Annotated in this window: 24 protein-coding genes and 2 pseudogenes; 9 read left to right on the top strand and 17 right to left on the bottom strand. The window is 70.7% G+C overall.

What is annotated here, in order from left to right; translation table 11 throughout:
- Positions 1-54 precede the first annotated feature (54 nt).
- From ACYVGD_RS08550 to ACYVGD_RS08535, 4 genes are all read right to left on the bottom strand, one after another.
- The gene (locus ACYVGD_RS08550) at positions 55-489 is read right to left on the bottom strand and encodes a zinc-binding dehydrogenase (protein WP_460742817.1); all 435 of its coding nucleotides are present in this window, start codon (positions 487-489) and stop codon (positions 55-57) included.
- A gap of 2 nt (positions 490-491) precedes the next feature.
- Positions 492-929, bottom strand: a complete 438-nt coding sequence (locus tag ACYVGD_RS08545) for a hypothetical protein (protein WP_460742815.1) — start codon at positions 927-929, stop codon at positions 492-494.
- A gap of 128 nt (positions 930-1,057) precedes the next feature.
- Complete coding sequence (locus tag ACYVGD_RS08540; protein WP_460742814.1) at positions 1,058-1,522, bottom strand: anthrone oxygenase family protein; 465 nt, start codon at positions 1,520-1,522, stop codon at positions 1,058-1,060.
- Between the two features lie 7 nt (positions 1,523-1,529).
- The gene (locus ACYVGD_RS08535) at positions 1,530-2,234 is read right to left on the bottom strand and encodes an NAD(P)-dependent oxidoreductase (protein ID WP_460742813.1); all 705 of its coding nucleotides are present in this window, start codon (positions 2,232-2,234) and stop codon (positions 1,530-1,532) included.
- Positions 2,235-2,334: 100 nt separating this feature from the next.
- Here ACYVGD_RS08535 and ACYVGD_RS08530 point away from each other — a divergent pair, with 100 nt between their 5' ends.
- Positions 2,335-3,261 carry an AraC family transcriptional regulator gene (locus ACYVGD_RS08530; protein ID WP_460742811.1) on the top strand — a complete coding sequence of 309 codons (927 nt, stop codon included), beginning with the start codon at positions 2,335-2,337 and terminating at the stop codon, positions 3,259-3,261.
- On the opposite strand, the pseudogene ACYVGD_RS08525 reads toward ACYVGD_RS08530, so the two are convergent.
- A pseudogene (locus ACYVGD_RS08525) lies at positions 3,256-3,483 on the bottom strand (ABC transporter permease subunit); the annotation flags it as partial. The gene ACYVGD_RS08530 and the pseudogene ACYVGD_RS08525 overlap by 6 nt on opposite strands.
- Positions 3,484-3,573: 90 nt before the next feature.
- Positions 3,574-4,134: an HXXEE domain-containing protein gene (locus ACYVGD_RS08520; RefSeq protein WP_460742810.1), complete on the bottom strand. Its 561-nt coding sequence runs from the start codon at positions 4,132-4,134 to the stop codon at positions 3,574-3,576.
- Between ACYVGD_RS08520 and ACYVGD_RS08515 the strand changes: the two genes are divergently transcribed.
- The 3 genes from ACYVGD_RS08515 to ACYVGD_RS08505 are packed head-to-tail and all read left to right on the top strand — an operon-like array spanning position 4,133 to position 5,994.
- Complete coding sequence (locus tag ACYVGD_RS08515) at positions 4,133-4,753, top strand: TetR/AcrR family transcriptional regulator (protein ID WP_460742809.1); 621 nt, start codon at positions 4,133-4,135, stop codon at positions 4,751-4,753. The genes ACYVGD_RS08520 and ACYVGD_RS08515 overlap by 2 nt on opposite strands.
- Positions 4,754-4,755: 2 nt before the next feature.
- Complete coding sequence (locus ACYVGD_RS08510; RefSeq protein ID WP_460742808.1) at positions 4,756-5,229, top strand: PH domain-containing protein; 474 nt, start codon at positions 4,756-4,758, stop codon at positions 5,227-5,229.
- A gap of 21 nt (positions 5,230-5,250) precedes the next feature.
- Positions 5,251-5,994, top strand: a complete 744-nt coding sequence (locus tag ACYVGD_RS08505) for a hypothetical protein (protein ID WP_460742807.1) — start codon at positions 5,251-5,253, stop codon at positions 5,992-5,994.
- On the opposite strand, the gene ACYVGD_RS08500 is transcribed toward ACYVGD_RS08505, so the two are convergent.
- From ACYVGD_RS08500 to ACYVGD_RS08480, 5 genes and pseudogenes are all read right to left on the bottom strand, one after another.
- A complete protein-coding gene (locus ACYVGD_RS08500; protein WP_132991877.1) occupies positions 5,978-6,802 on the bottom strand; it encodes an SDR family NAD(P)-dependent oxidoreductase in 825 nt (274 codons plus the stop codon). The genes ACYVGD_RS08505 and ACYVGD_RS08500 overlap by 17 nt on opposite strands.
- Positions 6,799-7,755: an SDR family NAD(P)-dependent oxidoreductase gene (locus ACYVGD_RS08495; RefSeq protein WP_460742806.1), complete on the bottom strand. Its 957-nt coding sequence runs from the start codon at positions 7,753-7,755 to the stop codon at positions 6,799-6,801. The genes ACYVGD_RS08500 and ACYVGD_RS08495 overlap by 4 nt, the downstream gene beginning before the upstream one ends.
- Positions 7,756-7,757: 2 nt before the next feature.
- Positions 7,758-8,324 (bottom strand): TetR/AcrR family transcriptional regulator, encoded by a 567-nt coding sequence (locus ACYVGD_RS08490; protein ID WP_012802027.1) that lies wholly within the window; start codon positions 8,322-8,324, stop codon positions 7,758-7,760.
- A gap of 231 nt (positions 8,325-8,555) precedes the next feature.
- Positions 8,556-9,098: a hypothetical protein gene (locus tag ACYVGD_RS08485; RefSeq protein ID WP_460742805.1), complete on the bottom strand. Its 543-nt coding sequence runs from the start codon at positions 9,096-9,098 to the stop codon at positions 8,556-8,558.
- A gap of 2 nt (positions 9,099-9,100) precedes the next feature.
- Positions 9,101-9,421: pseudogene (locus ACYVGD_RS08480) on the bottom strand (DUF933 domain-containing protein); the annotation flags it as partial.
- A gap of 28 nt (positions 9,422-9,449) precedes the next feature.
- Between ACYVGD_RS08480 and ACYVGD_RS08475 the strand changes: the two are divergent.
- Positions 9,450-10,010, top strand: a complete 561-nt coding sequence (locus ACYVGD_RS08475; RefSeq protein WP_460742804.1) for a hypothetical protein — start codon at positions 9,450-9,452, stop codon at positions 10,008-10,010.
- Positions 10,011-10,077: 67 nt separating this feature from the next.
- Here ACYVGD_RS08475 and ACYVGD_RS08470 read toward each other — a convergent pair whose 3' ends face one another.
- Positions 10,078-11,376 carry an ATP-grasp domain-containing protein gene (locus tag ACYVGD_RS08470; RefSeq protein ID WP_460742803.1) on the bottom strand — a complete coding sequence of 433 codons (1,299 nt, stop codon included), beginning with the start codon at positions 11,374-11,376 and terminating at the stop codon, positions 10,078-10,080.
- A gap of 256 nt (positions 11,377-11,632) precedes the next feature.
- On the opposite strand from ACYVGD_RS08470, the gene ACYVGD_RS08465 reads away from it, so the two are divergent.
- Both ACYVGD_RS08465 and ACYVGD_RS08460 read left to right on the top strand, forming a co-directional pair.
- Positions 11,633-12,886, top strand: coding sequence for an MFS transporter (locus tag ACYVGD_RS08465; protein ID WP_460742802.1), 1,254 nt, complete (start codon positions 11,633-11,635; stop codon positions 12,884-12,886).
- On the top strand, positions 12,883-13,662 hold the full coding sequence (locus tag ACYVGD_RS08460; protein WP_460742801.1) for a siderophore-interacting protein: 780 nt from the start codon (positions 12,883-12,885) through the stop codon (positions 13,660-13,662). The genes ACYVGD_RS08465 and ACYVGD_RS08460 overlap by 4 nt, the downstream gene beginning before the upstream one ends.
- A 73-nt stretch (positions 13,663-13,735) precedes the next feature.
- On the opposite strand, the gene ACYVGD_RS08455 is transcribed toward ACYVGD_RS08460, so the two are convergent.
- From ACYVGD_RS08455 to ACYVGD_RS08445, 3 genes are read right to left on the bottom strand one after another with little or no spacing between them, the layout of a single operon-like run.
- A complete protein-coding gene (locus ACYVGD_RS08455) occupies positions 13,736-14,491 on the bottom strand; it encodes an SGNH/GDSL hydrolase family protein (protein ID WP_460742800.1) in 756 nt (251 codons plus the stop codon).
- 57 nt (positions 14,492-14,548) lie between these two features.
- The gene (locus ACYVGD_RS08450) at positions 14,549-15,169 is read right to left on the bottom strand and encodes a biliverdin-producing heme oxygenase (protein ID WP_460742799.1); all 621 of its coding nucleotides are present in this window, start codon (positions 15,167-15,169) and stop codon (positions 14,549-14,551) included.
- A gap of 52 nt (positions 15,170-15,221) precedes the next feature.
- The gene (locus ACYVGD_RS08445; protein ID WP_460742797.1) at positions 15,222-15,917 is read right to left on the bottom strand and encodes a type 1 glutamine amidotransferase; all 696 of its coding nucleotides are present in this window, start codon (positions 15,915-15,917) and stop codon (positions 15,222-15,224) included.
- 104 nt (positions 15,918-16,021) lie between these two features.
- On the opposite strand from ACYVGD_RS08445, the gene ACYVGD_RS08440 reads away from it, so the two are divergent.
- Positions 16,022-16,984, top strand: coding sequence for a tetratricopeptide repeat protein (locus ACYVGD_RS08440; RefSeq protein WP_460742796.1), 963 nt, complete (start codon positions 16,022-16,024; stop codon positions 16,982-16,984).
- Positions 16,985-17,068: 84 nt separating this feature from the next.
- Here ACYVGD_RS08440 and ACYVGD_RS08435 read toward each other — a convergent pair whose 3' ends face one another.
- A complete protein-coding gene (locus ACYVGD_RS08435) occupies positions 17,069-19,291 on the bottom strand; it encodes an NADP-dependent isocitrate dehydrogenase (RefSeq protein ID WP_460742795.1) in 2,223 nt (740 codons plus the stop codon).
- A 146-nt stretch (positions 19,292-19,437) separates the two neighbouring features.
- Between ACYVGD_RS08435 and ACYVGD_RS08430 the strand changes: the two genes are divergently transcribed.
- Positions 19,438-20,172, top strand: a complete 735-nt coding sequence (locus tag ACYVGD_RS08430) for a CDP-alcohol phosphatidyltransferase family protein (protein WP_460742794.1) — start codon at positions 19,438-19,440, stop codon at positions 20,170-20,172.
- Here ACYVGD_RS08430 and ACYVGD_RS08425 read toward each other — a convergent pair.
- Positions 20,120-21,013, bottom strand: a complete 894-nt coding sequence (locus ACYVGD_RS08425) for a hypothetical protein (protein WP_460742793.1) — start codon at positions 21,011-21,013, stop codon at positions 20,120-20,122. The two genes, ACYVGD_RS08430 and ACYVGD_RS08425, sit on opposite strands and share 53 nt — an antisense overlap.
- Positions 21,014-21,063: the final 50 nt, after the last annotated feature.

Here is a 21,063-nt window from a genome sequence, read left to right as displayed (position 1 = left end):
CCGCACCAGCCAGAACCGAGCCGGGCCACCCGATATTCCGGTGCCCCCCGGGGGTCACCCCCGTTGTTCCAGGTGGTCGACCGTCCGGGCGCCGCAGGTGCCGCCCTGTCCCAGCTCGGCGTGGGCCCGCGCCAGATCGGCCGGTGCGTACCGGCGGCCCACGACTCCCGGCACGTCGCGGGTCGCGATGCGGTGCGCCAGCCATGTCAGGTCGGCGGCATCGTGGCCGGCGGCCACGGCGGCGGTGCGTACGCCGGCGCGGCGGGCGGCCGGCAGCGAGCCCGGCCACGTGCTGGCGTCGGTCAGCGCGACTCGTGCGCCCGGGCGCGCCGCCGCGCACCAGTCGGCCGGGGCTCCCGCGGCCACGACGACGCCGTCGTGCCGGCGGGACCCCGCGACGTCGCGGGTGTCGTGGCGGTGGTCGAACACCTCGGAGGCGCCCATCGCCGCGCACGTCTCCAGCTCCGCCGCACCCGCCACGGCGTCCACGGTCACCCCTTACAGCGCCGCGATGCGGATCGCCGACAGGCCGACCGGGCCGCATCAGCGCGGCGGTGGCCGCTCAGGCGCGGTCGTTGGCGTTCATCGCCGGCCCCCTCGGGCGGCGCACGCGCCGAGCGCGTGGCGGCCACGCCCACGGCCACGAAACCCACGTAGAGCGTGGTGCGCGCCCCGACGAGGACCTGGCTGAACGTGTCGCGCCCGAACTTGTCGGTCCCCAGCCAGTGCTCGGCGCTCGGCCCCTGGAGCCGGTCGGAGGCGACCACCCGGGTGGGGTCGAAGGGGGTCCACACGTAGGAGAGCAGCGCCATCGCCACCATCACGGCCACGATCACCCCGCCGACCACCAGATAGGCGCGGCCGGCACGGCTCGGGGGGCGGGCGGCGACCGGAGCGGGGGCCGCGGCAGCCAGGGACGGGGTGGGCATGGAGGCAGCCTACGGAAGCGGGTGGAACCCCTGGTGCATCTCCCAGGTGTCAGGAGTCCATCGTGCCGCAGCACGTCGACGAGTCCGGCAGCGCGCAGTTGTCCCGTGTCGACAGGGACAGGAAGGCGTCAGGGCATACGCGCGGCGACCAGCAGCACCACCAGCGCGGCCAGCCCGGAGGCCGTCCGCACCAGATTGGCCCGCTGCCACGGCCCACTGAACGCCGCCCAGGCTTCCGACGGCGCACCTTGGGCCTCGGCCAGCGCGCCGTTGAGGGGCACGTTGACGAACCCCGTCACGACCACAACGCCCACCACCTGCAGCACCACCGCGAAGCCGACCAGCAGCGCAGGCAGCCACGCCCGCTCCAGCAGCAGACCCACCCCGCCGGCGGCCGCCGTCAACGGCGCCGTCGCGAACGGCACGAGGAACAGCGGCGTGAGCACCGTCTCGTTGCATCTCCGCATTGCCGCCACTGCCACGGGCGCCGGCAGGGAGTCCAGGGCCGGCAGGACCACGACCGACCAGGTGGCCCAGAACCCAGCCAGCACAGCGGCGAGCACCAGGGCGAGACCCATCACGACATCGAGCACGGGGGCCTCAGCTCGAGAGCGCAACGGTGGCCCCGAGGTGCTCCGAGGAGGTTGCCCAGCGGGCCAGGCAGTCGGCCACCTGGTCGATGCCGACATCCATGGAGACCACCCGACCGTGCGGGTCGGCCACCACCGGCGCGCTCGCGGCGGGGCGCAGGTTGACCGGCCGGGCGATGGTCCAGTCGAGGCAGGAGGACCGCACCAGCTCCTCCTGACGGGCGTGGTCGGCGAACTGGGGGTGCAGCAGCCCGGCGATGACGAGCCGCATGCCGGGTGTCAGGACCCCGGCGGAGTCCCCCACCCCGGTGCTGGAGAGCACGACGAGGCGCCGGGCGCCCGTGGCGCGCATCGCCTCGATGACGTGACGCGTCCCGCGGGAGCGGACGTCGTCCGCCGTACCCCGGGAGCCGCGCAGTCGCACCCGCAGCGGGTTCTCGGAGATGCCGAGGGCGACGACCACGGCATCGACCCCCTCCAGCGCCGCGCGGACCGCCTCGGGATCCAGCGCGTCCACCGGCCGATGGGGAGGCGGGGCACCGGGGTCGGGCGTGCGTGAGACGGGCACCACGCGGTGGCCGGCGTCGCGGAGGCGCTGCGACACGCGCTGGCCGACGCGGCCGGAGGCTCCGACGACGGCGACGGTGACCGGGACCGCTGCAGGCAGGGCACCGTCCGCGGCGGGGGCGGTGATGGGGGCTTCTGGGTGAGTCATGACGGGTCCTCTCTGATCGTGTGGTGTCATCGTGGCGAGGAATCGAGGGACGATCCATGCCCGGAAGTCCTCCATCCATGATCGATCGTCCGGAGGACCGATGGACCCGAGCCCCTTGGGTGCCCTGCTGCGCTCGCGTGGGATCTTCCACTGCGACACGAGGCTCGACGGGTCGACCGCCGTCGACCTCCCGGCGCTGCCAGGGTCAGTGATGTATCACCTGGTCCTGCAGGGCACGTGCGTGGTGATCTGCGACGACACCACGGTGACCCTCGGGGAGGGGGAGATCGTCCTCGTCCCGCACGGCACCGGACACCGCATCGCGGCCCACGGAACGCCCCTGTGGACAGTGGGTCTGGCCGAGAGCGGCCGGGTCGACCTGGGCGGCGGTATCGAGCAGCTGGACCTCGGTGGGCGCGACCCGGCCCTGCACCTGGTGTGCGGCGCTATCGCCCTGGAGCACCCGGCCTCCCCCCGGTTGCCCGCGCGCCTGCCGCCCCTGCTGCGGGCCGCGGCCGAGGGGGAGGACGTCGCCGCTCTGCGGGCCGTGGCCGCCTTGGTGCTGCGGGAGGCGCAGGAACAGGCCGAGGGGTGGGCTCAGGTCAGCGCACACCTGGTGGAGGGGCTGGCACTGCGTGAGGTTCGGCGAGCCGTGAGGGAGGCGCCGACCGAGGCGGGGTGGTGGGCCGCCAGCCGGGACGACGCCATCGGACCGGTGCTGGGCGCGGTGCTGGCGAACCTGGCCCACCCGTGGGGCGTCACGGGGATGAGCCGGGTGGCGGGCCTGTCGCGCAGCGCCTTCAGTGCTCGGTTCACCGCGCTCACCGGGGAGGCGCCGATGGCGTGGGTTACCCGGGTACGCATGGCCGAGGCGCACCGGCTCCTGCGGGAGGGTTCCGGCGTCGCGGCCGTCGCCCGGGCCACCGGCTACGGGTCGGAGGTGTCGTTCCGCCGGGCGTTCCGGCGGGAGACCGGCATCCCCCCGGGGCGGGTCAGAGCACACCCCGGGACGCCGCAGTGGTCATGAACGGCCTCCGATGCGGGGGTCGATCACCACGTACAGCACGTCCACCAGGAAGTTGACCACCAGCACCATGGCCACGAGCACCATGACCACGTCCTGCACCAGGATCAGGTCGCGCTGCGCGACGGCGTCCACCAGCATCGAGCCCACCCCGGGGATCACGAAGACGCGCTCGATGACCACGGCCCCCACCAGCATCGAGGTCAGCGACAGGCCCAGCACGGTCACCCCTTACAGCGCCGCGATGCGGATCGCCGACAGGCCGACCGGGCCGCATCAGCGCGGCGGTGGCCGCTCAGGCGCGGTCGTTGGCGTTCATCGCCGGCCCCCTCGGGCGGCGCACGCGCCGAGCGCGTGGGCGACGGCAAGCCATCCGCCGGTGACGACGGCGGCCCGCAACGGGTGCGAGGTGCGCGGGACCCCGGCCGCCCGGAGGCGGCGGCTGGCCCACCACCACTGCGGCAGGACCACCGTCGGCGAGGTGGCCGTGCCGGTGGTGTAGCCGCCGCGCAGCGCGCTCGCGGCGAGATGTCCGAAGCCGTGCGCGCCGAAGGCGAGCTGGACGTCCTGGTAGAGGCGTCCCCGCCCGCGGGTCCGGATCCCGTCGGCGACCGCGGCGGTGTACAGCGCGCCCATGACGGCCACCCCGACCTGCACGTGGCGCTGGGGCAGCCCAGTGGTGGGTGCCATCGTCGCCAGCTCCTCGCCGTCGTTGGCGAGGTAGGAGCCCCACAGCGAGAGCGGGACCAGCCAGCGCTCCCTGTCGTCCAGCACCCCGTCGTCCGCCCTGCCGTCCATGATCGACCTCGGTTCGAAACCATTAGTAGCGATACCGACGGTAGCGCAATTCTTCGCGATCTGGAAGAGTGCCTCCATGGCACAGGTGGGACGGCCACGCGACGACTCCGTGGAACGGCGTGTGCTCGCGGCGACGCGCGAGCTGCTGGACGGCCGCGGGTACGCCGGCCTGCGCATCGACGACGTGGCCGCGGGCAGCGGCGTGGCCAAGACCACGATCTACCGGCGATGGCCGAGCCTCGCACACCTGGTCGTCGCCGCCATGGTCGACCTCGTGGGGGAGCGTGACGTCACGCCCGGCGGCGACCCCGAGCGCGACCTGCGCAGGGCCTGCGCCGTGGGTCTGGCCTCCCTGTGCGACGCCGGCCCCGGGATCGCCTCGCTCGCGCTCGAGGTCCACCGCCAGGACGACCCCGAGCTCCGCAGCGCCTACCGCGCCGCTCTCGTCGACCCCGTCCGTGAAGCGGTCGTGGCGGCGATCCGCGCCGGCCAGGCCAGCGGCGTCTACCGGGGCGACGCCGACCCGTACGCCACTGCCGACGCCCTGATCGGGGCCGCGGTCTACCGCCTGACGGTCCTCCACGAGCCGCCCGACGAGGACGACCTGGACGCCCTCCTGTCGGTGGTGCTGGGCGGCCTGCGCGCCGACCGGGGCGGAGCGGGAGGCGTACGCTGGGCGCCCCCGACCCAGGAGTGACCGTGCCGACCGACCCATGGACCCGTACCTGGTTCGCGCTGTCGCTGCCCACGCCGTGGCGGATCTTCTACGGGGCGCTCGCCGCGGTCGGGGTCCTGATCCCCCTGGCGCTCGCGGTGCTCGTCCCGCACCCGGTGGTCCTCGTGGTGGCGGCGTTCGCGGCGGCTGCGCAGCTGCTCGCGTTCGTGCCGGTGTTCCGGCGTTCGCTGCGGGTCACCGAGGCGGGGCTGGAGGTCTGCAACGGGTGGCGTACGCACCGCCTCCTGTGGGCCGACGTCGCCATCATCGAGCGCGACCCGTCGTGGTGGGCGGGCGGTGCGGCGAGGGTCGTCACCACCTCGGGAGCGGCGCTGCGGGTGACAGCGACCTCGTGGGCCTACGCCATCGTCCACGGCGAGCCGGTCCCGCCCAGGGCGGTTGTGCCGACGCGAGCCCTGCTGGTCATGCAGGACGCGCACCGCCGCCAGATGCGCTGACCCGGACCCAGACTGCGGAGCATGCAGCCGCTCGACATCGAGGATGCGATAGCCCTGCTCGACTCGGCGCCCGACGATCCGCGTGTCCGGGCGATGTTGAAGGTCGAGGTCCTGCGGGCGCACATGCTGCGGCTGTGGCCGCGGCACGGCACGTGGGAGGGGACACAGGCGATCCGTGGGCTCTACACCGATGTGAAGGAGGCCTTCGGCCCGGATACCCCGATCCTTGAGTTCGTGGACGTCGGCGAGGTCGTCGTGGATGGACGGCTCGACCGCGTGCAACGGCGACTCGACCGGTGGGAGGCGGCGCACGGTCCCGGCGACCCGGCCGGGATCGAGCTGGAGGCCTGGGCCGCGATGACGCTGAAGAAGTGGCCGGTGGAGCGCAGGCGGCGTACCGCGGAACGGCTGGAGGCGTGCCCCGCCTTCGGCCCGGACCATCTGTACGCGCTGATCCTCCGTGACGACCGGGCTGCACTTGTCGACCGCTTCGAGGATCTGCCGGTGTCCCTGCGTCGCGACGTCGCAGGTGCGCGCGAGCTGAGATCCCGTCTGGCGGCATCGCTCGTCGCCGACGGGCGACCCGAGGGAGGCCTCGCCGAGTACTCCATGCTCGCTCACCTGCTCGCTGGCGACGGGATGGAGCATGGCGAACAGGCATGGGCCGCGCGGGTGTCGGCGCTGAGGATCGCCTCCGACGGTGAGGAGCGCCGACGGATGTGCGCGAGGGGTTGTGGGCGCATGCTCTTCACCAGTCGATGCTGAGCATGGCCGCGCTTCGCCGCCAGTGCTCAACCGCGATACCGGCGTCGTAGGCCTGCCTGTTCGTGCGGCCGATCCGGCCCGGTGCACCGTAGTACTCCCCCGATGTCCACGCCCGCCCCGGTTGACCCTCGATGAAGTGCCGCAGGCGTGCTCCTCCCTGCTCTGGGGAGATCAGGAACGCCCTGAGCGCGCCGTGGTAGACGCGTTGGAAGTAGCTGTCTGTGTCCGAGGCGAAGTTCGTCGCGACATTGCCAGGATGGAATGCGACTGAGGAGAGGCCCCGGCCGTGGAAGCGCTCGTGCAGCTCCTTGGTGAACAGGATGTTGGCGAGCTTGGCGTCGCCATAGGCCTTGTTCGGTGAGAACCCCGCCCAGTTGTTCAGGTCCTCGAGGTCGATGTGGCCGAACAGTCTCGCGCCGATGCTGGAGGTGTTGACCACGGCCGAGCGGCTGCCGATCAACTTGTCGATCAGCAGGTGCGTGAGGAGGTAAGGGGCGAGGTGATTGACCTGGAAGGTCTTCTCGAAGCCGTCCTGGGTGACTGTCGGTCCGGAGAACATGCCGCCCGCGTTGTTCGCCAGCACGTCGATCCGCTCGCAGACCTCATTCAGCTCGCCGGCGAGGCGGCGTACGTCGTCGAGCCTGGCGAAGTCGGCGACATAGTGCTCGGCACCGGTGGCGGCGGCGACCGCGCTGGTCTTCTCCGGCGAACGCCCTACGAGGATCAGCCGTGCTCCGGTCTCCGCGAGCTGTCGGCTGGCTGCCGCGCCGATGCCGTCACTGGCTCCGGTGATGACGATCGTTCTCATCGGTTCTCCCTTCCTGGGTTCGGGTCAGCAGCGGAGGGGAGGAACCGGGCTGTGAGCGCTTCGACCGCCTCCCAGGCTTCACGCTCGCGCTGCCGGTCATAGGACGCCGGCGATGATGCAGCCACTCGGTCGCGGTCGATGTACGCGCCGGTGGGGGCCGAGGCGGTGCCGAGTACCGCGTCGGCCAGGAAACGCCCTGCCAGGCTGGGGGAGGTCGCCAGCGGAGTGAGCGTCAGCAGGGGCATGACCCGTCGCATGGCGAACCGGGAGATGGCATCGGCATCGCGTGCGAGGTCGGTGCCGGGCACGAAGCCCGGGTTGAACGAGGTGATCGTCAAGCCGGTCGGGAGTCGGCGCGCGTATTCGTGGACGAGGTAGATGGCGGCGAGCTTGCTGGTCGAGTAGGCGGCCCGCCCCGCTGTGCTGCCGCTCGGGTCGGGGAACGCTGCGGCCCGGGCCAGGGTCTCGACCGGGTGCCACTGCGGGCCCGGCACCATGCCGAGGTTGTGCCTCAGGTCCCCGAAGTGCGTGTCGCTGACCGTCACGACGACCCGCGCGCTGGGAGGCAGGTGCCCCTGGAGCCTCCGCAGCAGGACGTGATTGGCCAGGACGTTGACCGCGAAGGTCGCCTCGAAGCCGTCCACGGTCTCGGTCAGTGCGTTCGTCAGCTGCACCCCGGCGTTGCAGACCAGCGCTCCGATCGGTGGCAGGCGGCCGGGATGCACCAGCTCCACCACCTCGTCAGCCGCCTCGCTCACGCTGCGCAGAGAGGACAGGTCGGCGCGGATGACAGTCACCGACCCGCCGGCTGCTCGCAACTCGTCGACCAGTGCCTGCGGGACGGTTCGGCTCAGCAGCACCAGATGCGCCTGCGGGCGACCGGCGAGCAGGCGGCGCGCCGCCGTGCGGCCGATCCCGCGGCTCGCTCCGGTCATCACCACGGTCTGCTCCATCGTCATCGCCTCCGGGCCCTTCCGCCGGGACCCGGTTGGGCGGTGTCACCGGCGATGGCCTGGATCAGGAGTGTCACGTCGCTGCCCGGCAGAAGGTCGTCGTGTCCTGCGCCTTCCGCGAAAGCGACTCGGGCCAAGACCGTCCCCACGACCAGGTGCGCCGCGGATGCGGCATCGGCTCCCACGGCCTCGCCCCGTGCGGCAGCACGGTCGAAGATCGCCTCCAGGTGCTCCCGCGTCGGTTCGAGGATGCTGGTGCGCACGATCGCGGCGAGTTCTCGGTCATGCGCCGACTCGCCGACGAGCGCGACGAGTGTCGCGCCGATCCTGCCGGAGAGCACAGCACGCTTATGGGCCAGCAGCGCGCGCAGGTCTCCCTCCACTGTGCCGGTGTCGACGTCGTCCGCCTCGGCCTCGCCGATCTGACCAGCCGCGGCCAGCAGGAGCTCCCGCTTGGAGGGCCATCGGCGGTACAGCGTCGCTGTGGACACCCCGGCCCGCTTCGCGACCGCAGCGGTGGTCAGCCGGGCGTAGCCCTCGTCCGCGAGCAGAGACAGCACCGCCTCCATGATCGCCGGCGTCAGTTCAGCATTGACAGGGCGACCTGACGATCCTCCGAGTCCACCTGAGCCATCTGTCATGACGATGCCCCGTCCTTTCGATACGAAATGGTTTCCTTTCATAAGGTACCCGCACTCGCCCTCCTACACAACCGAGCCCCGTGGATATTCGGTCCGCGATCCGCACGAAGGACGACCACAGACGTTAGACCGAAAATCTACAATCCACCGCGTCGCCCTTCACCAAGGGGTACCCGTCCGAACCACGAACAGCAGGGCAGAGACACCGGCGAAGACCAGCAAGGTGATGCCCATCCAGGGTGCGACCAGACGGCTGGAGACGAGCCCGCCCCCGACCCGAGGAATCAGCGCAGCGAGCCCAGCCGCCTCGATGATCCCCAGGCCGGCCAAGGACAGGTCATCGAGGAAGAATGCCAGGGGCACGAAGTGCAGGGCCACGACGAGAGCCACCCACCAGGCCATCCAGCGGCCCTTACCCCTGCGGTGCAGGAACAGGCAGCCGACCACCGCCAGCAGCACCTCCAGGCCGACGACCAGCCCGAACCACGGGTACCTGCCCTCCAGCGCACTGCCCTCACTCCACCGGGCAAACACCCCGTAACCGAACAGCCCTGCCAGCAGGAGACCCATCACCGATCCGGCGCCGAGCCACGATCGCCACGCCGACGGCGGGTCCTCCTGACCCCAGCCGAACCAGACGAACGCCATCAGACCGAACCATGCGATGGTGAAGGCGTGGTCGCGAATGAAATCGGTGAACACGTCTACTTCTTCCCGCCAGAGGCGAGCCCGCTGCGGAACTCGACCACGTCACCGTCCTGCATGACGTAGTCCTTGCCCTCCAGACGCATCTTCCCGGCCGCCTTGGCCGCGGCCTCAGACCCCGCAGCCACCAGGTCATCGAAACTGACCACCTCGGCCTTGATGAAGCCCTTCTGGAAGTCGGTGTGGATCACGCCGGCAGCCTCCGGCGCGGTCCAGCCCTTCTTGATGGTCCATCCCCGAGCCTCCTTGGGCCCTGCGGTCAAGTAGGACTGCAGGCCGAGGGTGTCATAGCCGACGCGCGCCAGCACATCAAGCACGGGTCGCCGCCGAGACGAAAGTCCCCTGCACATGCCTGAGAACCGCTTCTCCCGCCGCTCGCTCGGAGCCCTGAGCGCTGCCCTCTGGGCCTCGGATGCGGTCCTGTACGACGCGGAGTCCCTGGCCGAGTACGACAACCTCGTCCGCCGGGCCGGCAAGTGGGGTGAGATGGATGATGGAGACGTCCACCTGTGGTGGGTGATCCCTCCGGACAACTTGGTGCCGGACGGTACGTACCAGCTCGGCGAGTACTCCGCCGAGAAGCCGTCGGAGGAGTGGCGCATCCTCAGCCGCACGCTGGAGACGATGGGGGAGGACCTCCAGCTCCTGCCGCGCTCGTGGGTGCAGACCGCCGTCATCGAGTGGGCGACGCCCGGCTCGGTGCCGCGCCGCGCCCGCATGGAGATCACCGCCGACCGCGTCGTGGTCGTCCTCGACCACCAGACGGTCTCCAGCGGGCCCAGCACGAGGACGGGCATCGAGGCGGCCATCACGACCTTCATCGCCGCGTTCGACGGCAAGCGCAAGTACGGCATCACCAAGGACGGGTGGTTCACCTACCGCGAGCGGTCCTCGATCTCGCCGGGCTGAACCCCTCCACGACGGAGTACGCCGCCCCCGACGAGCGGGAGCGGCGTACGCGGTGGTGCCAGGTGGATCAGGCGGTGACCCAGTACTCCGGGTAGACCAGGCCCTCCGGCGGGATGCGGTAGATCTTGCTGCGGATCTCGCGCTCGCGGGCGATGACGTCGTGCTGGGTCTCACCGGTCAGCCACATCTGCATGACCATCGCGCCGGCGGCGGTCATGTCGGCGTCGGTGAGGGCCTCGCCCTCGTGACGGGTGTGGCGGATCAGCACGCCCTCGGTCTCGAGCTGGCGCACGTAGTCGTAGTCGATGATGTCGTCGAGCAGGCCGGTGGCCGTCGACGTGATCAGCGCGATGAGCGTGAAGCACTTCGTCTCGTCGTCGCGCCACATCTCCCACGGCGTCCTGCCCTCGAGCTTCTTGCCGTGGGCGGCGAGCTCGAGGTTGTCCCCGTAGAGGCTCGTGCCGAACGAGTACTCGTAGTTGTAGTGGTACGAGTGGGCGGCGCGCGGGTTGATCTCGGTGAGGGCGATGGTGCCGTCCTCGAGGATCCAGAACTCCAGGTTGAAGAACTGACCCACGTAGCCGAGGTCACGCATGCGGCCCATGTAGTCGTCGACCCAGGCCTCGATCTCGGCGGCCTTCTCGACACCGATCGAGATCGGCGGCGTGATGTAGCCGAGGGCGGCGTGGTTGGAGAAGTAGACCTCCTCGGTCAGCGCGTAGTGGACGATCTCGCCGTCGGCGGTGATGTAGCCCTCGTAGCAGTACTCGATGCACTTCATCATGTCGACCATGTGCTCGCCGATGAACGGCGGGATGACCTCGGGGGCCTCGGCCTCCATGTCCTGCATGTAGGCGGCGTTGTCGGCGGCGATCTTGGCCTGCAGGTCGGTGTCGGCACGGTAGTCGGCCAGCACCTTGCGCAGCTGGTCGGCGTCCTTGATCTTGTAGATCCCACGCCCCAGGGACAGTGAGGTGTTCTTCAGCATGAAGGGCCACTCGGCGACGCGCTCGATGATCTCGTCGTCGGTCTCGGCCATCGGGTCGATCGGGATGAACCAGAACGGGTTCGCCTCGAGGGTGCGCATGAGGTACTTGTTCATGCAGTACAGGAAGGCGAGGCGCTTCGGGGCGACGTTGCCCAGGCGCTCGTTGATCAGGATGTGGTGGAACGCGTCCTTCTGGGCGTAGCCGGCGACGGCCTCGATGCCCTGCTGCTTGCAGACTGTGGCGACGGCGTCCATCTCGTCGGGCGACCAGCCGGTCGGGTTGAGCTCATGGATCTCGTACTTCTCAGACAGGCCTTCGATGGCTGCCTTCATGTAGGGCTGGGGGCCGAGGAATCCGACTGCGGGCTTGTTCGACATGCGGTGCCTTTCGCTAGGGCGGTGCGAGGTCTCAGGCCCTCGCTCACCTGCAAACTATCGGCCGCGTACCGGTGCCGTAGCCCTTTTGCTTGATTCCGGACCGGTGGCACCGCCGGCCGGGCTGACCTTCGGTGACACCCATGGAGGAGGTCACCGTGCGGCGTCGGGCTCCCTCGGGAGGCTGTCCCGAGGCTTGCACTTAGGTAAGGCTGGCCTTACCATTCAGGGGTCCTGTCCCCGAGGAGAACGAGTTTCGATGAGCGTCCACCAGCGTGCTCTGTCCGACCCCGCCACCACCGACGCGCCCGCGCGAGGGGCCTCGCTCCTCCCGCTGGTCACGTCGCTCTACGTGACGCAATACCTGGGCGTGGGCTTCATCTACGTGGGGCTGACCGCCATGCTGCGCCAGCAAGGGGTGTCGCTGGAGAGCCTCGCCGCCGTCGGCCTCGCCGGGATCACGTGGGCGCTGAAGCCGCTGTGGGCACCGCTGGTGGACCGGTTCGGTCACACTTCGGCGGGTCACTACCGCACGTGGCTGCTGATCCTCCAGCCCTTGCTGGCGCTGTCGGGTCTCGCCCTCGTCGCGATTCCCGAGCCCGCCCGCCACCTTGGGCTGCTCGGCGCGGTCATCGCCGTGTACACGCTCGTCTCCGCGACCCAGGACATCGCGGCCGACGGATTGACCGCCCGCGCCGTCGACGACCGCACCCGCCCGCTCGCCAACGGCATCGCCAACGCCGCTCAGTGGTTCGGCAACGTGCTCGGCGGGGGCGTCATCGTGCTCGTCCACGCCCACCTCGGCTGGGTCGCGGCCATGCTCACGCTCACCGCGCTCTCCCTGCTCCCGCTGCCGCTGGTCCTGCGCCACCGTGAGCGGGACGCCGCGGCCGCCACTCCCCGCCTGGGGGAGGCATACGCCGCGCTCGGCCGGGTCTTCCGCCAGCCCGGCGGCCTGCGGTGGGGGCTGCTCGTGATGCCGCTCTACCTCGCCGGGACCACCGCCGCGTACGGCCTGCTCACCCCGATCCTCACCGATGCCGGTTGGTCGCTCTCGCGTCTGGGCTGGGTCATGGGCTTCTTCCTCGTGGCCCCCGCCGCGGTCGCGTCGCTGCTCGTCGCCCCCTGCGTGCGCCGGTTCGGTGCCACGGACTGCCTGCTTTTCACCGGACTGGCCGCCGCCCTCGCGGTCGGTGGTCTGCTCCCCGCCGCGTCCGGCAGCGTGCCGCTGGTGCCGACGATGCTCGCTCTCGCGGCCTATGTGGGCGCCATGGCCGCCTCCAGCACCGTCGTCTACACCGTCAACATGGGGATGGCGCGTCCCGGCTCGGAAGCGACGGACTTCACCACACTGGCCGCGGTGGCGATGGTCGCCAGCTATCTGCTGGGGGCCGCGCTGCTGGCCGCCGCCGGTTCGGTCGGCTACCGGCCGGTCCTCGTCGGGTGCGGCGTCCTCGCCCTGGTCGGCACCCTCGTCGCCGTGGCCGACGCCCGCCGAGGGGCGCGTGCATGAGCAACATCACCGTCACCCAGGAGGGCGGCGCCCTCCACGCCGAGGTGCTGTGCAGTACGCGTGTGTCGCCCGGGTTCCAACGTGTCACCGTCACCGGACCCGATCTCGCGCGCCTGGTCTGGCGCGGGTTCGACCAGTGGGTGCGCCTGTTCCTGCCGCCGTCGCCCGGCGCACCGCTGCGGCACGTCCCCGACCGCATGTCGCGGCTGGCGTACGCGCGGATGATGGCGGTGCCCGCGGCCGAGCGCCCCGCGGTGCGCAACTACACGCTGCGGGCTTGGCGTCCGGGATCGCTGGAGCTCGACATCGACTTCGTCCTGCACGGGCCCGACGGCGTCGCGGGCCCGTGGGCCGCGGCGGCGACGGCGGGGGACCGCGTCGCGCTCCTCGATCAGGGGTGCGGCTGGCCCTCGCCCCACGCCGACCGGGTCTTGCTGGTCGGCGACGAGACGGGCGTGCCGGCGGTGCTGGGGGTGCTGCGAGACCTCCCGCGCGCCTCGACGGGACTGGCCCTGCTGGAGGTGACCGATGCGGCCGACCGCCAACCCGTCGACGCTCCGGACGGTGTCGAGGTGCGTTGGCTGGAACGGCCCGGCGATACGCCGCCCGGCGACCTGATCGTGGAGGCCCTGGGCGAGGCATCGCTGCCCGCGGGAGGCAGGCACGCGTTCGCGGTGGGGGAGGCGAGGCTCGCCACGGGCGCACGACGCCACCTCGTGCGCGGGTGCGGCTGGGCGAAGGACGAGGTCACGTTCTGCGGCTACTGGCGGCGGTAGCTCGTCCCGCCGGCGCTCGCTCGGACCGGGCAGGGCTTCCTGTCCTGCGGTTCGGGAGCGGCCGCGGCAAGGGTCAGGCGCGGGTGTCGGTGAGCGTGTGCTTCACCGCGGCGGCGATGACCTCGTGACCCCGCTGGTTGGGGTGGTCGCCGTCGGCGGCGAGCAGCGTCGTCACGTCGAGGCTGGCGATGACGTACGCGCGTTCCATGTCGACGAACCTCACCGCGGCCTCGCGGGCGCTGTCGCGCACGGCGGCGTTGACGACCTGCGTCACCGTCTCGGCGTCACGGGCGTAGTCGGGGCCGAGCGGGGCGGCGACCGCCCCCACCTTCGACACGTTCCAGTAATTCGTCACGAGGATGCGGGCGTGCGGCGCCTGCTGCTTCACCTCGGCCAGGGCGCGGGCCAGCTCTGCGCGCAGCACGGCGTCCTTGGGTGCCGGGTCGGCGGCGTCGTCGACGGAGAGGTTGTTCGCGCCGATGGTCACCGTCACGACCGTCGCGGTGGTGAGGTCGCGGCGCACGTCCTCATCGTCGAGCTGGGCGAGCAGGGTCGCCGTCGTCGCGCCGGGGCGCCCGTGGTTGACCACCGTGGCCCCTCCGTCGCTGGTGGCGAGGTCGGCAGCCAGGACCTTGCCGAAGTCGTCGCAGTCACAGGCTGTGCCCGCGGGGACCGAGTCGCCCAGCGTCACCAGGCGCGTCGGGGCACCGGTGCCATAGGTCGTCACGACGCCCGGCTCGGCGTGCGCCGGGAGGGCGTACGCGAGCCCTGACGGCACGAGCGCGAGCCCCAGCGCCATCCGCGCGGTCATGAGTTGGAAGGTGGACATGTTGTCCAGTCAATCAACTAAACCTGTGAGAGTGAGCAGAGGACCCTGAGAAAGTGCTCAGGTGGTCAGCTCGGTGAATACCGACCGGTTGGCGCGGAACGCGTCGACGGCCTCGTCGAGGACCGCCCGGCGTTCCTCGACGGACAGCGGCAGGCCGTCCAGCGCCTCGCGGTAGGCGTCCTTGTAGGGCTTGGGCCTGCCCACCCCGGTGAAGTCGTAGAACGTCAGGCCCTCGGTGAGCCCGTAGTGCCGCTGCATGTAGGTCGCGATGACCTGCCCGCCCGACAGGTCGCCCAGATATCGGACGTAGTGGTGGGCCACCAGGCGCGGCGCGTCGGCGGCCCGCAGCCGCGAGACGTAGGCAGCGGTCGCCGGCAGGGCCTCGGCCTTCGCCGGGTCGGTGCCCAGCGCGCGCAGGTCGGCCTCGAGCCGGGCAGTGCGCTCCAGGCGGTCGTCGACGAGCGGTGCGAGCGCGGGGGAGCCCGCATGGGCGCGTACGCCCGCCTCCAGCGCGCGGTAGACGTGCAGCAGCTGGCCGGTCAACCGCACGAACGCGTCCCGGCCGGCCCGGCCCTCGAGCAGATCGGACATGAACGGGGAGTGCTCGGCCTCCTGGTGGGCTTGGTCGGTGGCCGTACGCAGTGCTTCGCTCAGCGGCAGGGTCTCGAGGTCGGTCATGGGCCCAGCATGCCCCGTCGGAGGTCGGCGCGGACGGTCCGATGGGACCGTTTCAGCCCGCATACACCTGCTTGGCGAAACCGCGCGAGATGGTCCGGCAGGCCCGCACGACCTCGTCGTCGACCTCACGCATCCGGTCGAGCATCGTTGTCTGGCGGCCCTCGTACCAGTGCTGCATGAGTTCCGGGGAGGCCTCCGGGTGGAACTGGACACCCCACGCCGAGCCGAGGCGGAAGGCCTGGTTGGCGTACCTGTCGGAGCGAGCGAGCTCGACCGCGCCCTCGGGCAGACGAGTCACCGCGTCGTAGTGGGACATCGGCACCGGTCCGTCGCCGAGGGCGACCATCTCGCCGAGCACGGGGTCGTCGGCGGCCGCGTCGGTCCACCGCAGCCGCACCGGCCCCTCCTCGAGGCCGCGGGGGTCGGCGACTGTGACCTCGCCGCCGAGCGCGTCGGCGATGATCTGGTGGCCCAGGCAGATGCCCAGTATCGGAAGGTCCATGGCCTGGGCGTCGGCCACGAGATCCTTGACGCGCGGCAGCCACGGGTGCTGGTCGTGGGACATCGCGTTCATGCGTCCGCCCAGCACCAGCAGGCCGTCGCCGATGGTCTCGAGGTTGGGGACATCCTTGGCCTGGAGGTCGATCACGCTCATGCGTAGACCGTCGGTGTCGAGCCACTCTTCCAGCCGCTCGAGGGGCACGTCGGGTTCGGGCTGGAGCACGGTGATGCGGGGTTTCTTGGCCACCTGCGCAGCCTAGTCCAGCAGGCAATTTGACAACGAGTCCAAACCTTCGCCGAAACTGCGCGTCGATCGTCGGGCCGGCGACCGTGCCCACCTACCCTTCAGGCATGGGTGAGCACCGGATGATCGTCGAGCAGGCATGGCGCATGTTCGAGGCGGGGGAGCGTGACCGCGCCTACCGCGTCGCCGACGAGGTCCTGTCGCTCGACCCGTTCGACTACCGGGCCAGCGAGCTGCGGCTCGCCCAGCTCATCGACCACGAGTCGTGGTCGGAGGCGCGCCGACTCTGCCTCCAGCTCCAGACCGCCAACGCCGTCTCAGGGTGGTTGTGGGAGCAGCGGTGCATCATCGCCAGCGGCCTGCGCAAGGGGCCCGAGCTCGTCGAGTCGGCCGAGGCCTGGCTGCGTTCCGAGCCGGGCACTCCCGTGGCCTACGTACGCCTGGCCGAGGGCCACCAGCTGGCCGGCGACCACGCGGCGGCGCTGGCGGCTCTGGACGAAGGGATCGCCGAGCACCCCGACGTGCCGCTGCTGCACGTGGCGCTCGGTGACCACCACTTCGACCGCGACGACCACGCGAGCGCCCGCCGCGCCTACAAGGCGGCGCTCGACCTCGACCCGGACCTCGACGTTCCGCACGCGTCCGCGGCCTTCACCGGCTATCTCGACCTGTCCATGCGCCTGCTCATCGCGGCGATGCTGGGCGCCCTGATCGTCGCGGTGCCGGCACGCCTAGGCATGGGTGGGCTGTGGGGCAGCCTCGTCGCCATCGGCCTCATCGGCGCCGCAGGCTGGGCCCACCTGGAGTGGATCGGCCGTTTCCGCGAGGAGGTGCCCCAGCGCGACCTGCACGAGTTCGTGCGTACGCGCCCCATCCTCGTCTCAATCGACGCCGGGGCGGCTGCCGCCGGTGTGATCGCCCTCGTGCTCGCGTTCCTCACCGACCTGGCCACCCAGCAGGTCGGGGCTGCGCTCGTGGTCGCGGCCGTGGCAGTCGGCGCGGGTGTGGGGATGGTACGTCGGGCCCGCCTGGTGAGCACCGACGACAAGGTCGCCGCGGGCGACGATTGATCGTCCACGAGATGACTCGACGGGCGCAGGCCCGGACATGCAGGAGGGCCGCCCCGACGGGGCGGCCCTCCTGTGGTCAGCGGGTCACTTCTTCAGGTCGTCGATGACCTTGTTGAAGGTGGCCGACGGGCGCATGACGTCGAACGCCTTGGCGTCGTCGGGGCGGTAGTAGCCGCCGATGTCGGTCGCGCTCCCCTGGACGCCGATGAGCTCGGCGTCGATGAGGTCCTGCTGGCCCTTCAGCTCGTCGGCGACGGGGCCGAATACCTTCGCCAGCTCGGCGTCCTCGGACTGGGCGGCGAGCTCCTGGGCCCAGAAGTTCGCCAACCAGAAGTGGGAGCCGCGGTTGTCGATCTTGCCGAGCCTGCGGGCCGGCGACTTGTCCTCGTTGAGGAGGCGCTCGGTGGCCTTGTCGAGCGCGTCGGCGAGCACGGCGGCGCGCTGGTTCGACTCGACCTCGGAGAAGTGGCGCAGCGACTCGGCCAGGGCGAGGAACTCACCCAGCGAGTCCCAGCGCAGGTAGTTCTCCTGCTGCAACTGCTGCACGTGCTTGGGGGCAGAGCCGCCGGCGCCGGTCTCGAACAGGCCGCCACCGTTCATCAGGGGGACGACCGACAGCATCTTGGCCGAGGTGCCGAGCTCGAGGATCGGGAACAGGTCGGTGTTGTAGTCGCGGAGCACGTTGCCCGTGACGGAGATGGTGTCCTCGCCGCGGCGGATGCGCTCGATCGACTTCTTCGTCGCCTCGACCGGGGACATGATCTCGATGTCGAGCTCGTCGGTGTCGTGCTCAGCCAGGTATTTCTCGACCTTGGCGATGAGGTTGGCGTCGTGGGCACGCTTGGAGTCGAGCCAGAAGATCGCCGGCGTCTGGGAGGCGCGGGCGCGGGTGACGGCAAGCTTGACCCAGTCGCGGATCGGGGCGTCCTTGGTCTGGCAAGCGCGCCAGATGTCGCCGGCCTCGACCGCGTGCTCCATGAGCACGTCACCCGTGGCGTTCACGACCTGGACCTTGCCGTCGGCGGGGATCTCGAACGTCTTGTCGTGTGAGCCGTACTCCTCGGCCTTCTGGGCCATGAGGCCCACGTTCGGCACCGAGCCCATGGTGGCCGGGTCGAACGCGCCGTTGGCGCGGCAGTCGTCGATGACGACCTGATAGATGCCGGCGTACGACGAGTCGGGCAGCACCGCGAGGGTGTCGGCCTCGTTGCCGTCCGGACCCCACATGTGGCCCGAGGTGCGGATCATGGCCGGCATGGAGGCGTCGACGATGACGTCGGAGGGGACGTGGAGGTTCGTGATGCCCCTGTCGGAGTTCACCATCGCGAGCTTCGGGCCGTCGGCGATGCCCTGCTCGATCGCAGCCTTGACCTCGTCGCGTACGCCGGCCTCGAGCTTGTCGAGGCCGCCCAGGATGGCGGCGAGACCGTTGTTGGCCGACAGGTCGGCGGCGGCGAGCTGGTCGGCGTACTTCTCGAACACCTGCGGGAAGAAGGCCTTCACCACGTGACCGAAGATGATCGGGTCGGAGACCTTCATCATCGTCGCCTTGAGGTGGACCGAGAACAAGACGTCGTCAGACTTCGCGCGCTGGATGGCGTCGGCGAGGAAGGCGTCGAGGGCCTTGGCCGACATGAAGGTGCCATCGATGACCTCACCGGCGAGGACCGGCAGCTTCTCCTTCAGCACGACGGTCTCGCCGTCGGCCTTCACGAGCTGGATCTTCAGCGTGTCGTCGGCCTCCATGACGACCGACTTCTCGTTGGCGGCGAAGTCGTCGGCGCCCATGGTGGCGACGTTGGTCTTCGAGTCGGCGCTCCACGCACCCATCGAGTGGGGGTGGGACTTCGCGTAGTTCTTCACCGCCAGCGGCGCCCGGCGGTCGGAGTTGCCCTCGCGCAGCACCGGGTTGACGGCCGAACCCTTGACGGAGTCGTAGCGCGCCTGGACGTCGCGCTCCTCGTCGGTGTCGGGCGACGAGGGGTAGTCGGGCAGGTCGAAGCCCTGAGCCTGCAACTCGGCGATGGCGGCCTTCAGCTGGGGGACGGACGCCGAGATGTTCGGCAGCTTGATTATGTTCGCCTCGGGCGTCTTCGCCAGCTCGCCGAGCTCGGCGAGAGCGTCGGCCGTCTTCTGGTCGGCGGGCAGGCGGTCGGCGAAGGCGGCCAGGATGCGACCGGCGAGCGAGATGTCGCGCGTCTCGACCTCGATGCCGGCCTGCGAGGTGAACGCCTCGATGATCGGCAGGAGGGAGTACGTCGCCATCAGCGGCGCCTCGTCGGTCTTGGTGTAGATGATCTTGGCCATGTGTCGGCGGCTCCTCATGTGCGGGGACGGGGTGCGTCCGGCGGACGCGTGGGTCGGTGTGCGACCCTGCGTGCTTCCTCGAATCTATCGCAGGCGCGCGCGAGCCGACCGGGCGTGTGCCACTGACGTGCGAGAATGGGCCGGTTATGCCGAACACGACGCAGTCCACCCCCGCCCAGATCGTCCGTGCCTGGCTTGTCCACGCCTTCACCATGACCGGCGTCGCGTGGGCCTGCCTCGCGCTCGTGTCGCTCGTGCGGGGTGACGTCCTCGCGATGTGGGGGTGGCTCGGCGTGGCGCTGGTCGTCGACGCCCTCGACGGCACGCTCGCCCGTCGTGCGGAGGTGAAGCGCCACGTGCCGTGGTTCGACGGGACGGTGCTCGACATCATCGTCGACTACCTGACGTGGACCTTCATCCCGGCACTGTTCCTCTACCTCCACGTGCCGTTCGGTCCCGCGCCCATGGGTGCGCTCATGATGGTCGTCGTCTGTGCGACCTCCATGTTCTGCTACTGCAACACCCAGATGAAGTCGTCCGACAACTACTTCGTCGGCTTCCCGGCGGCGTGGAACATCGTGGCCGTCTACATGTGGATCCTGCAGACCGGGCCGGTCGTCAACGTGGTCGCCACCGTCGTCCTCGCCGTCATGACCCTTGTGCCGATGGTCTATCTCCACCCCTTCCGCGTACGCCGGCTCATGGCGGTCAACATCGTCGCCGTCATCGTCTGGTTCGCATGCACGGTCGCTCTGGTGCTCATGCACCCCGATCGCCCCGTGTGGATCCAGGTGCTGTGGTGGCTGGGCATCGGCTGGTGCGGGCTGCTCAGCCTGTGGCGGACGATCCGTGGTCGGGAGGAGCAGCCAGCCGCCGGTTGATCTGGCGGTCGCGGCTGATCTTCCAGCCCTCGATCGCGATGCCGCTCGCCATCAGCGCCACCACGACGACGACCACGTACGGCGGGTAGTGGCGGCCGTGGGCCCAGAAGTAGATGTAGGGCGCGACGAACGTGACCACCGTCACCAGGGTGCCCGCGAGGCGGCGGCCGATTCCATGGGCGGTGACCATGGCGAGCACGCCCCACGTGTAGGGGATCGCCGTGACGAGGTCGATCGCCCACAGCACCGCCAGATTGCCGTGGAACTCCCGCACGAAGCTGACCGGCAGCGCACGCAGGGCCGAGTAGACCAGCACCACCGCGTACGCGATGACGACGGGGTTGCGGATCGCGCGTTCCAGACGCCCGTGGCGGACGAAGCGTACGCCGGCCGCGTCGAGCGCCCGGACGACCCGCCCGGGTAGGCGGATCGCATCGAGCCCGTCGAGGGCCTCCCGCAGGAACGGACGGCGGGCCTCGTCCTGGGCCCACGCCTCGACGAGGGCGGTGGGGTTCACCGCGATGGGGACGAGGTCGTCCTGCGGCGTGCCGACGACGTGCACGAGCCCCGGGCCGAACAGCTCGCCCAGCGCCGCGCGACGTCCCTCGTCGACATGGGTGAGCCAGAGGACGCAACCCTCCTCCAAGGCCGTCTCGAGCAGGTGGCCCAGCACCGAGACGTCGCCTTCGACGACGTCGGCAAGGTGGCGCACGGCCAGCTCGGGGACCTCGCGAACGTGATGCGCCCGCAGGTCTGAGCTGCGGTGGACGCCGGCGACCTCGAGCAGGGCGGTGGGCGAGAGCGCGAACTGACGTGCGGTCTGCAGTCCGGAGACGGGCATCAAACAATCCTAGGGGGAAGGTTCCTGCCCGCGCCGGATGCGCGCGGCCC

It is taken from the genome of Mariniluteicoccus endophyticus, from assembly GCF_054780035.1.
The sequence above is the reverse complement of the archived record's forward strand: the minus strand, read 5'-3'. Positions and strand labels throughout refer to the sequence as shown.

What these genes read in the sequence shown, in the direction of transcription:
- ACYVGD_RS08500 (WP_132991877.1), bottom strand. Translation starts at nt 6,802, where the DNA reads ATGAGAACGATCGTCATCACCGGAGCCAGTGACGGCATCGGCGCGGCA.
- ACYVGD_RS08515 (WP_460742809.1), top strand. Translation starts at nt 4,133, where the DNA reads ATGGCACAGGTGGGACGGCCACGCGACGACTCCGTGGAACGGCGTGTG.
- ACYVGD_RS08505 (WP_460742807.1), top strand. Translation starts at nt 5,251, where the DNA reads ATGCAGCCGCTCGACATCGAGGATGCGATAGCCCTGCTCGACTCGGCG.
- ACYVGD_RS08530 (WP_460742811.1), top strand. Translation starts at nt 2,335, where the DNA reads ATGGACCCGAGCCCCTTGGGTGCCCTGCTGCGCTCGCGTGGGATCTTC.
- ACYVGD_RS08425 (WP_460742793.1), bottom strand. Translation starts at nt 21,013, where the DNA reads ATGCCCGTCTCCGGACTGCAGACCGCACGTCAGTTCGCGCTCTCGCCC.
- ACYVGD_RS08465 (WP_460742802.1), top strand. Translation starts at nt 11,633, where the DNA reads ATGAGCGTCCACCAGCGTGCTCTGTCCGACCCCGCCACCACCGACGCG.
- ACYVGD_RS08450 (WP_460742799.1), bottom strand. Translation starts at nt 15,169, where the DNA reads ATGACCGACCTCGAGACCCTGCCGCTGAGCGAAGCACTGCGTACGGCC.
- ACYVGD_RS08440 (WP_460742796.1), top strand. Translation starts at nt 16,022, where the DNA reads ATGGGTGAGCACCGGATGATCGTCGAGCAGGCATGGCGCATGTTCGAG.
- ACYVGD_RS08475 (WP_460742804.1), top strand. Translation starts at nt 9,450, where the DNA reads ATGCCTGAGAACCGCTTCTCCCGCCGCTCGCTCGGAGCCCTGAGCGCT.
- ACYVGD_RS08430 (WP_460742794.1), top strand. Translation starts at nt 19,438, where the DNA reads ATGCCGAACACGACGCAGTCCACCCCCGCCCAGATCGTCCGTGCCTGG.
- ACYVGD_RS08490 (WP_012802027.1), bottom strand. Translation starts at nt 8,324, where the DNA reads ATGGAGGCGGTGCTGTCTCTGCTCGCGGACGAGGGCTACGCCCGGCTG.
- ACYVGD_RS08535 (WP_460742813.1), bottom strand. Translation starts at nt 2,234, where the DNA reads ATGACTCACCCAGAAGCCCCCATCACCGCCCCCGCCGCGGACGGTGCC.
- ACYVGD_RS08455 (WP_460742800.1), bottom strand. Translation starts at nt 14,491, where the DNA reads ATGTCCACCTTCCAACTCATGACCGCGCGGATGGCGCTGGGGCTCGCG.
- ACYVGD_RS08520 (WP_460742810.1), bottom strand. Translation starts at nt 4,134, where the DNA reads ATGGAGGCACTCTTCCAGATCGCGAAGAATTGCGCTACCGTCGGTATC.
- ACYVGD_RS08470 (WP_460742803.1), bottom strand. Translation starts at nt 11,376, where the DNA reads ATGTCGAACAAGCCCGCAGTCGGATTCCTCGGCCCCCAGCCCTACATG.
- ACYVGD_RS08460 (WP_460742801.1), top strand. Translation starts at nt 12,883, where the DNA reads ATGAGCAACATCACCGTCACCCAGGAGGGCGGCGCCCTCCACGCCGAG.
- ACYVGD_RS08495 (WP_460742806.1), bottom strand. Translation starts at nt 7,755, where the DNA reads ATGGAGCAGACCGTGGTGATGACCGGAGCGAGCCGCGGGATCGGCCGC.
- ACYVGD_RS08545 (WP_460742815.1), bottom strand. Translation starts at nt 929, where the DNA reads ATGCCCACCCCGTCCCTGGCTGCCGCGGCCCCCGCTCCGGTCGCCGCC.
- ACYVGD_RS08435 (WP_460742795.1), bottom strand. Translation starts at nt 19,291, where the DNA reads ATGGCCAAGATCATCTACACCAAGACCGACGAGGCGCCGCTGATGGCG.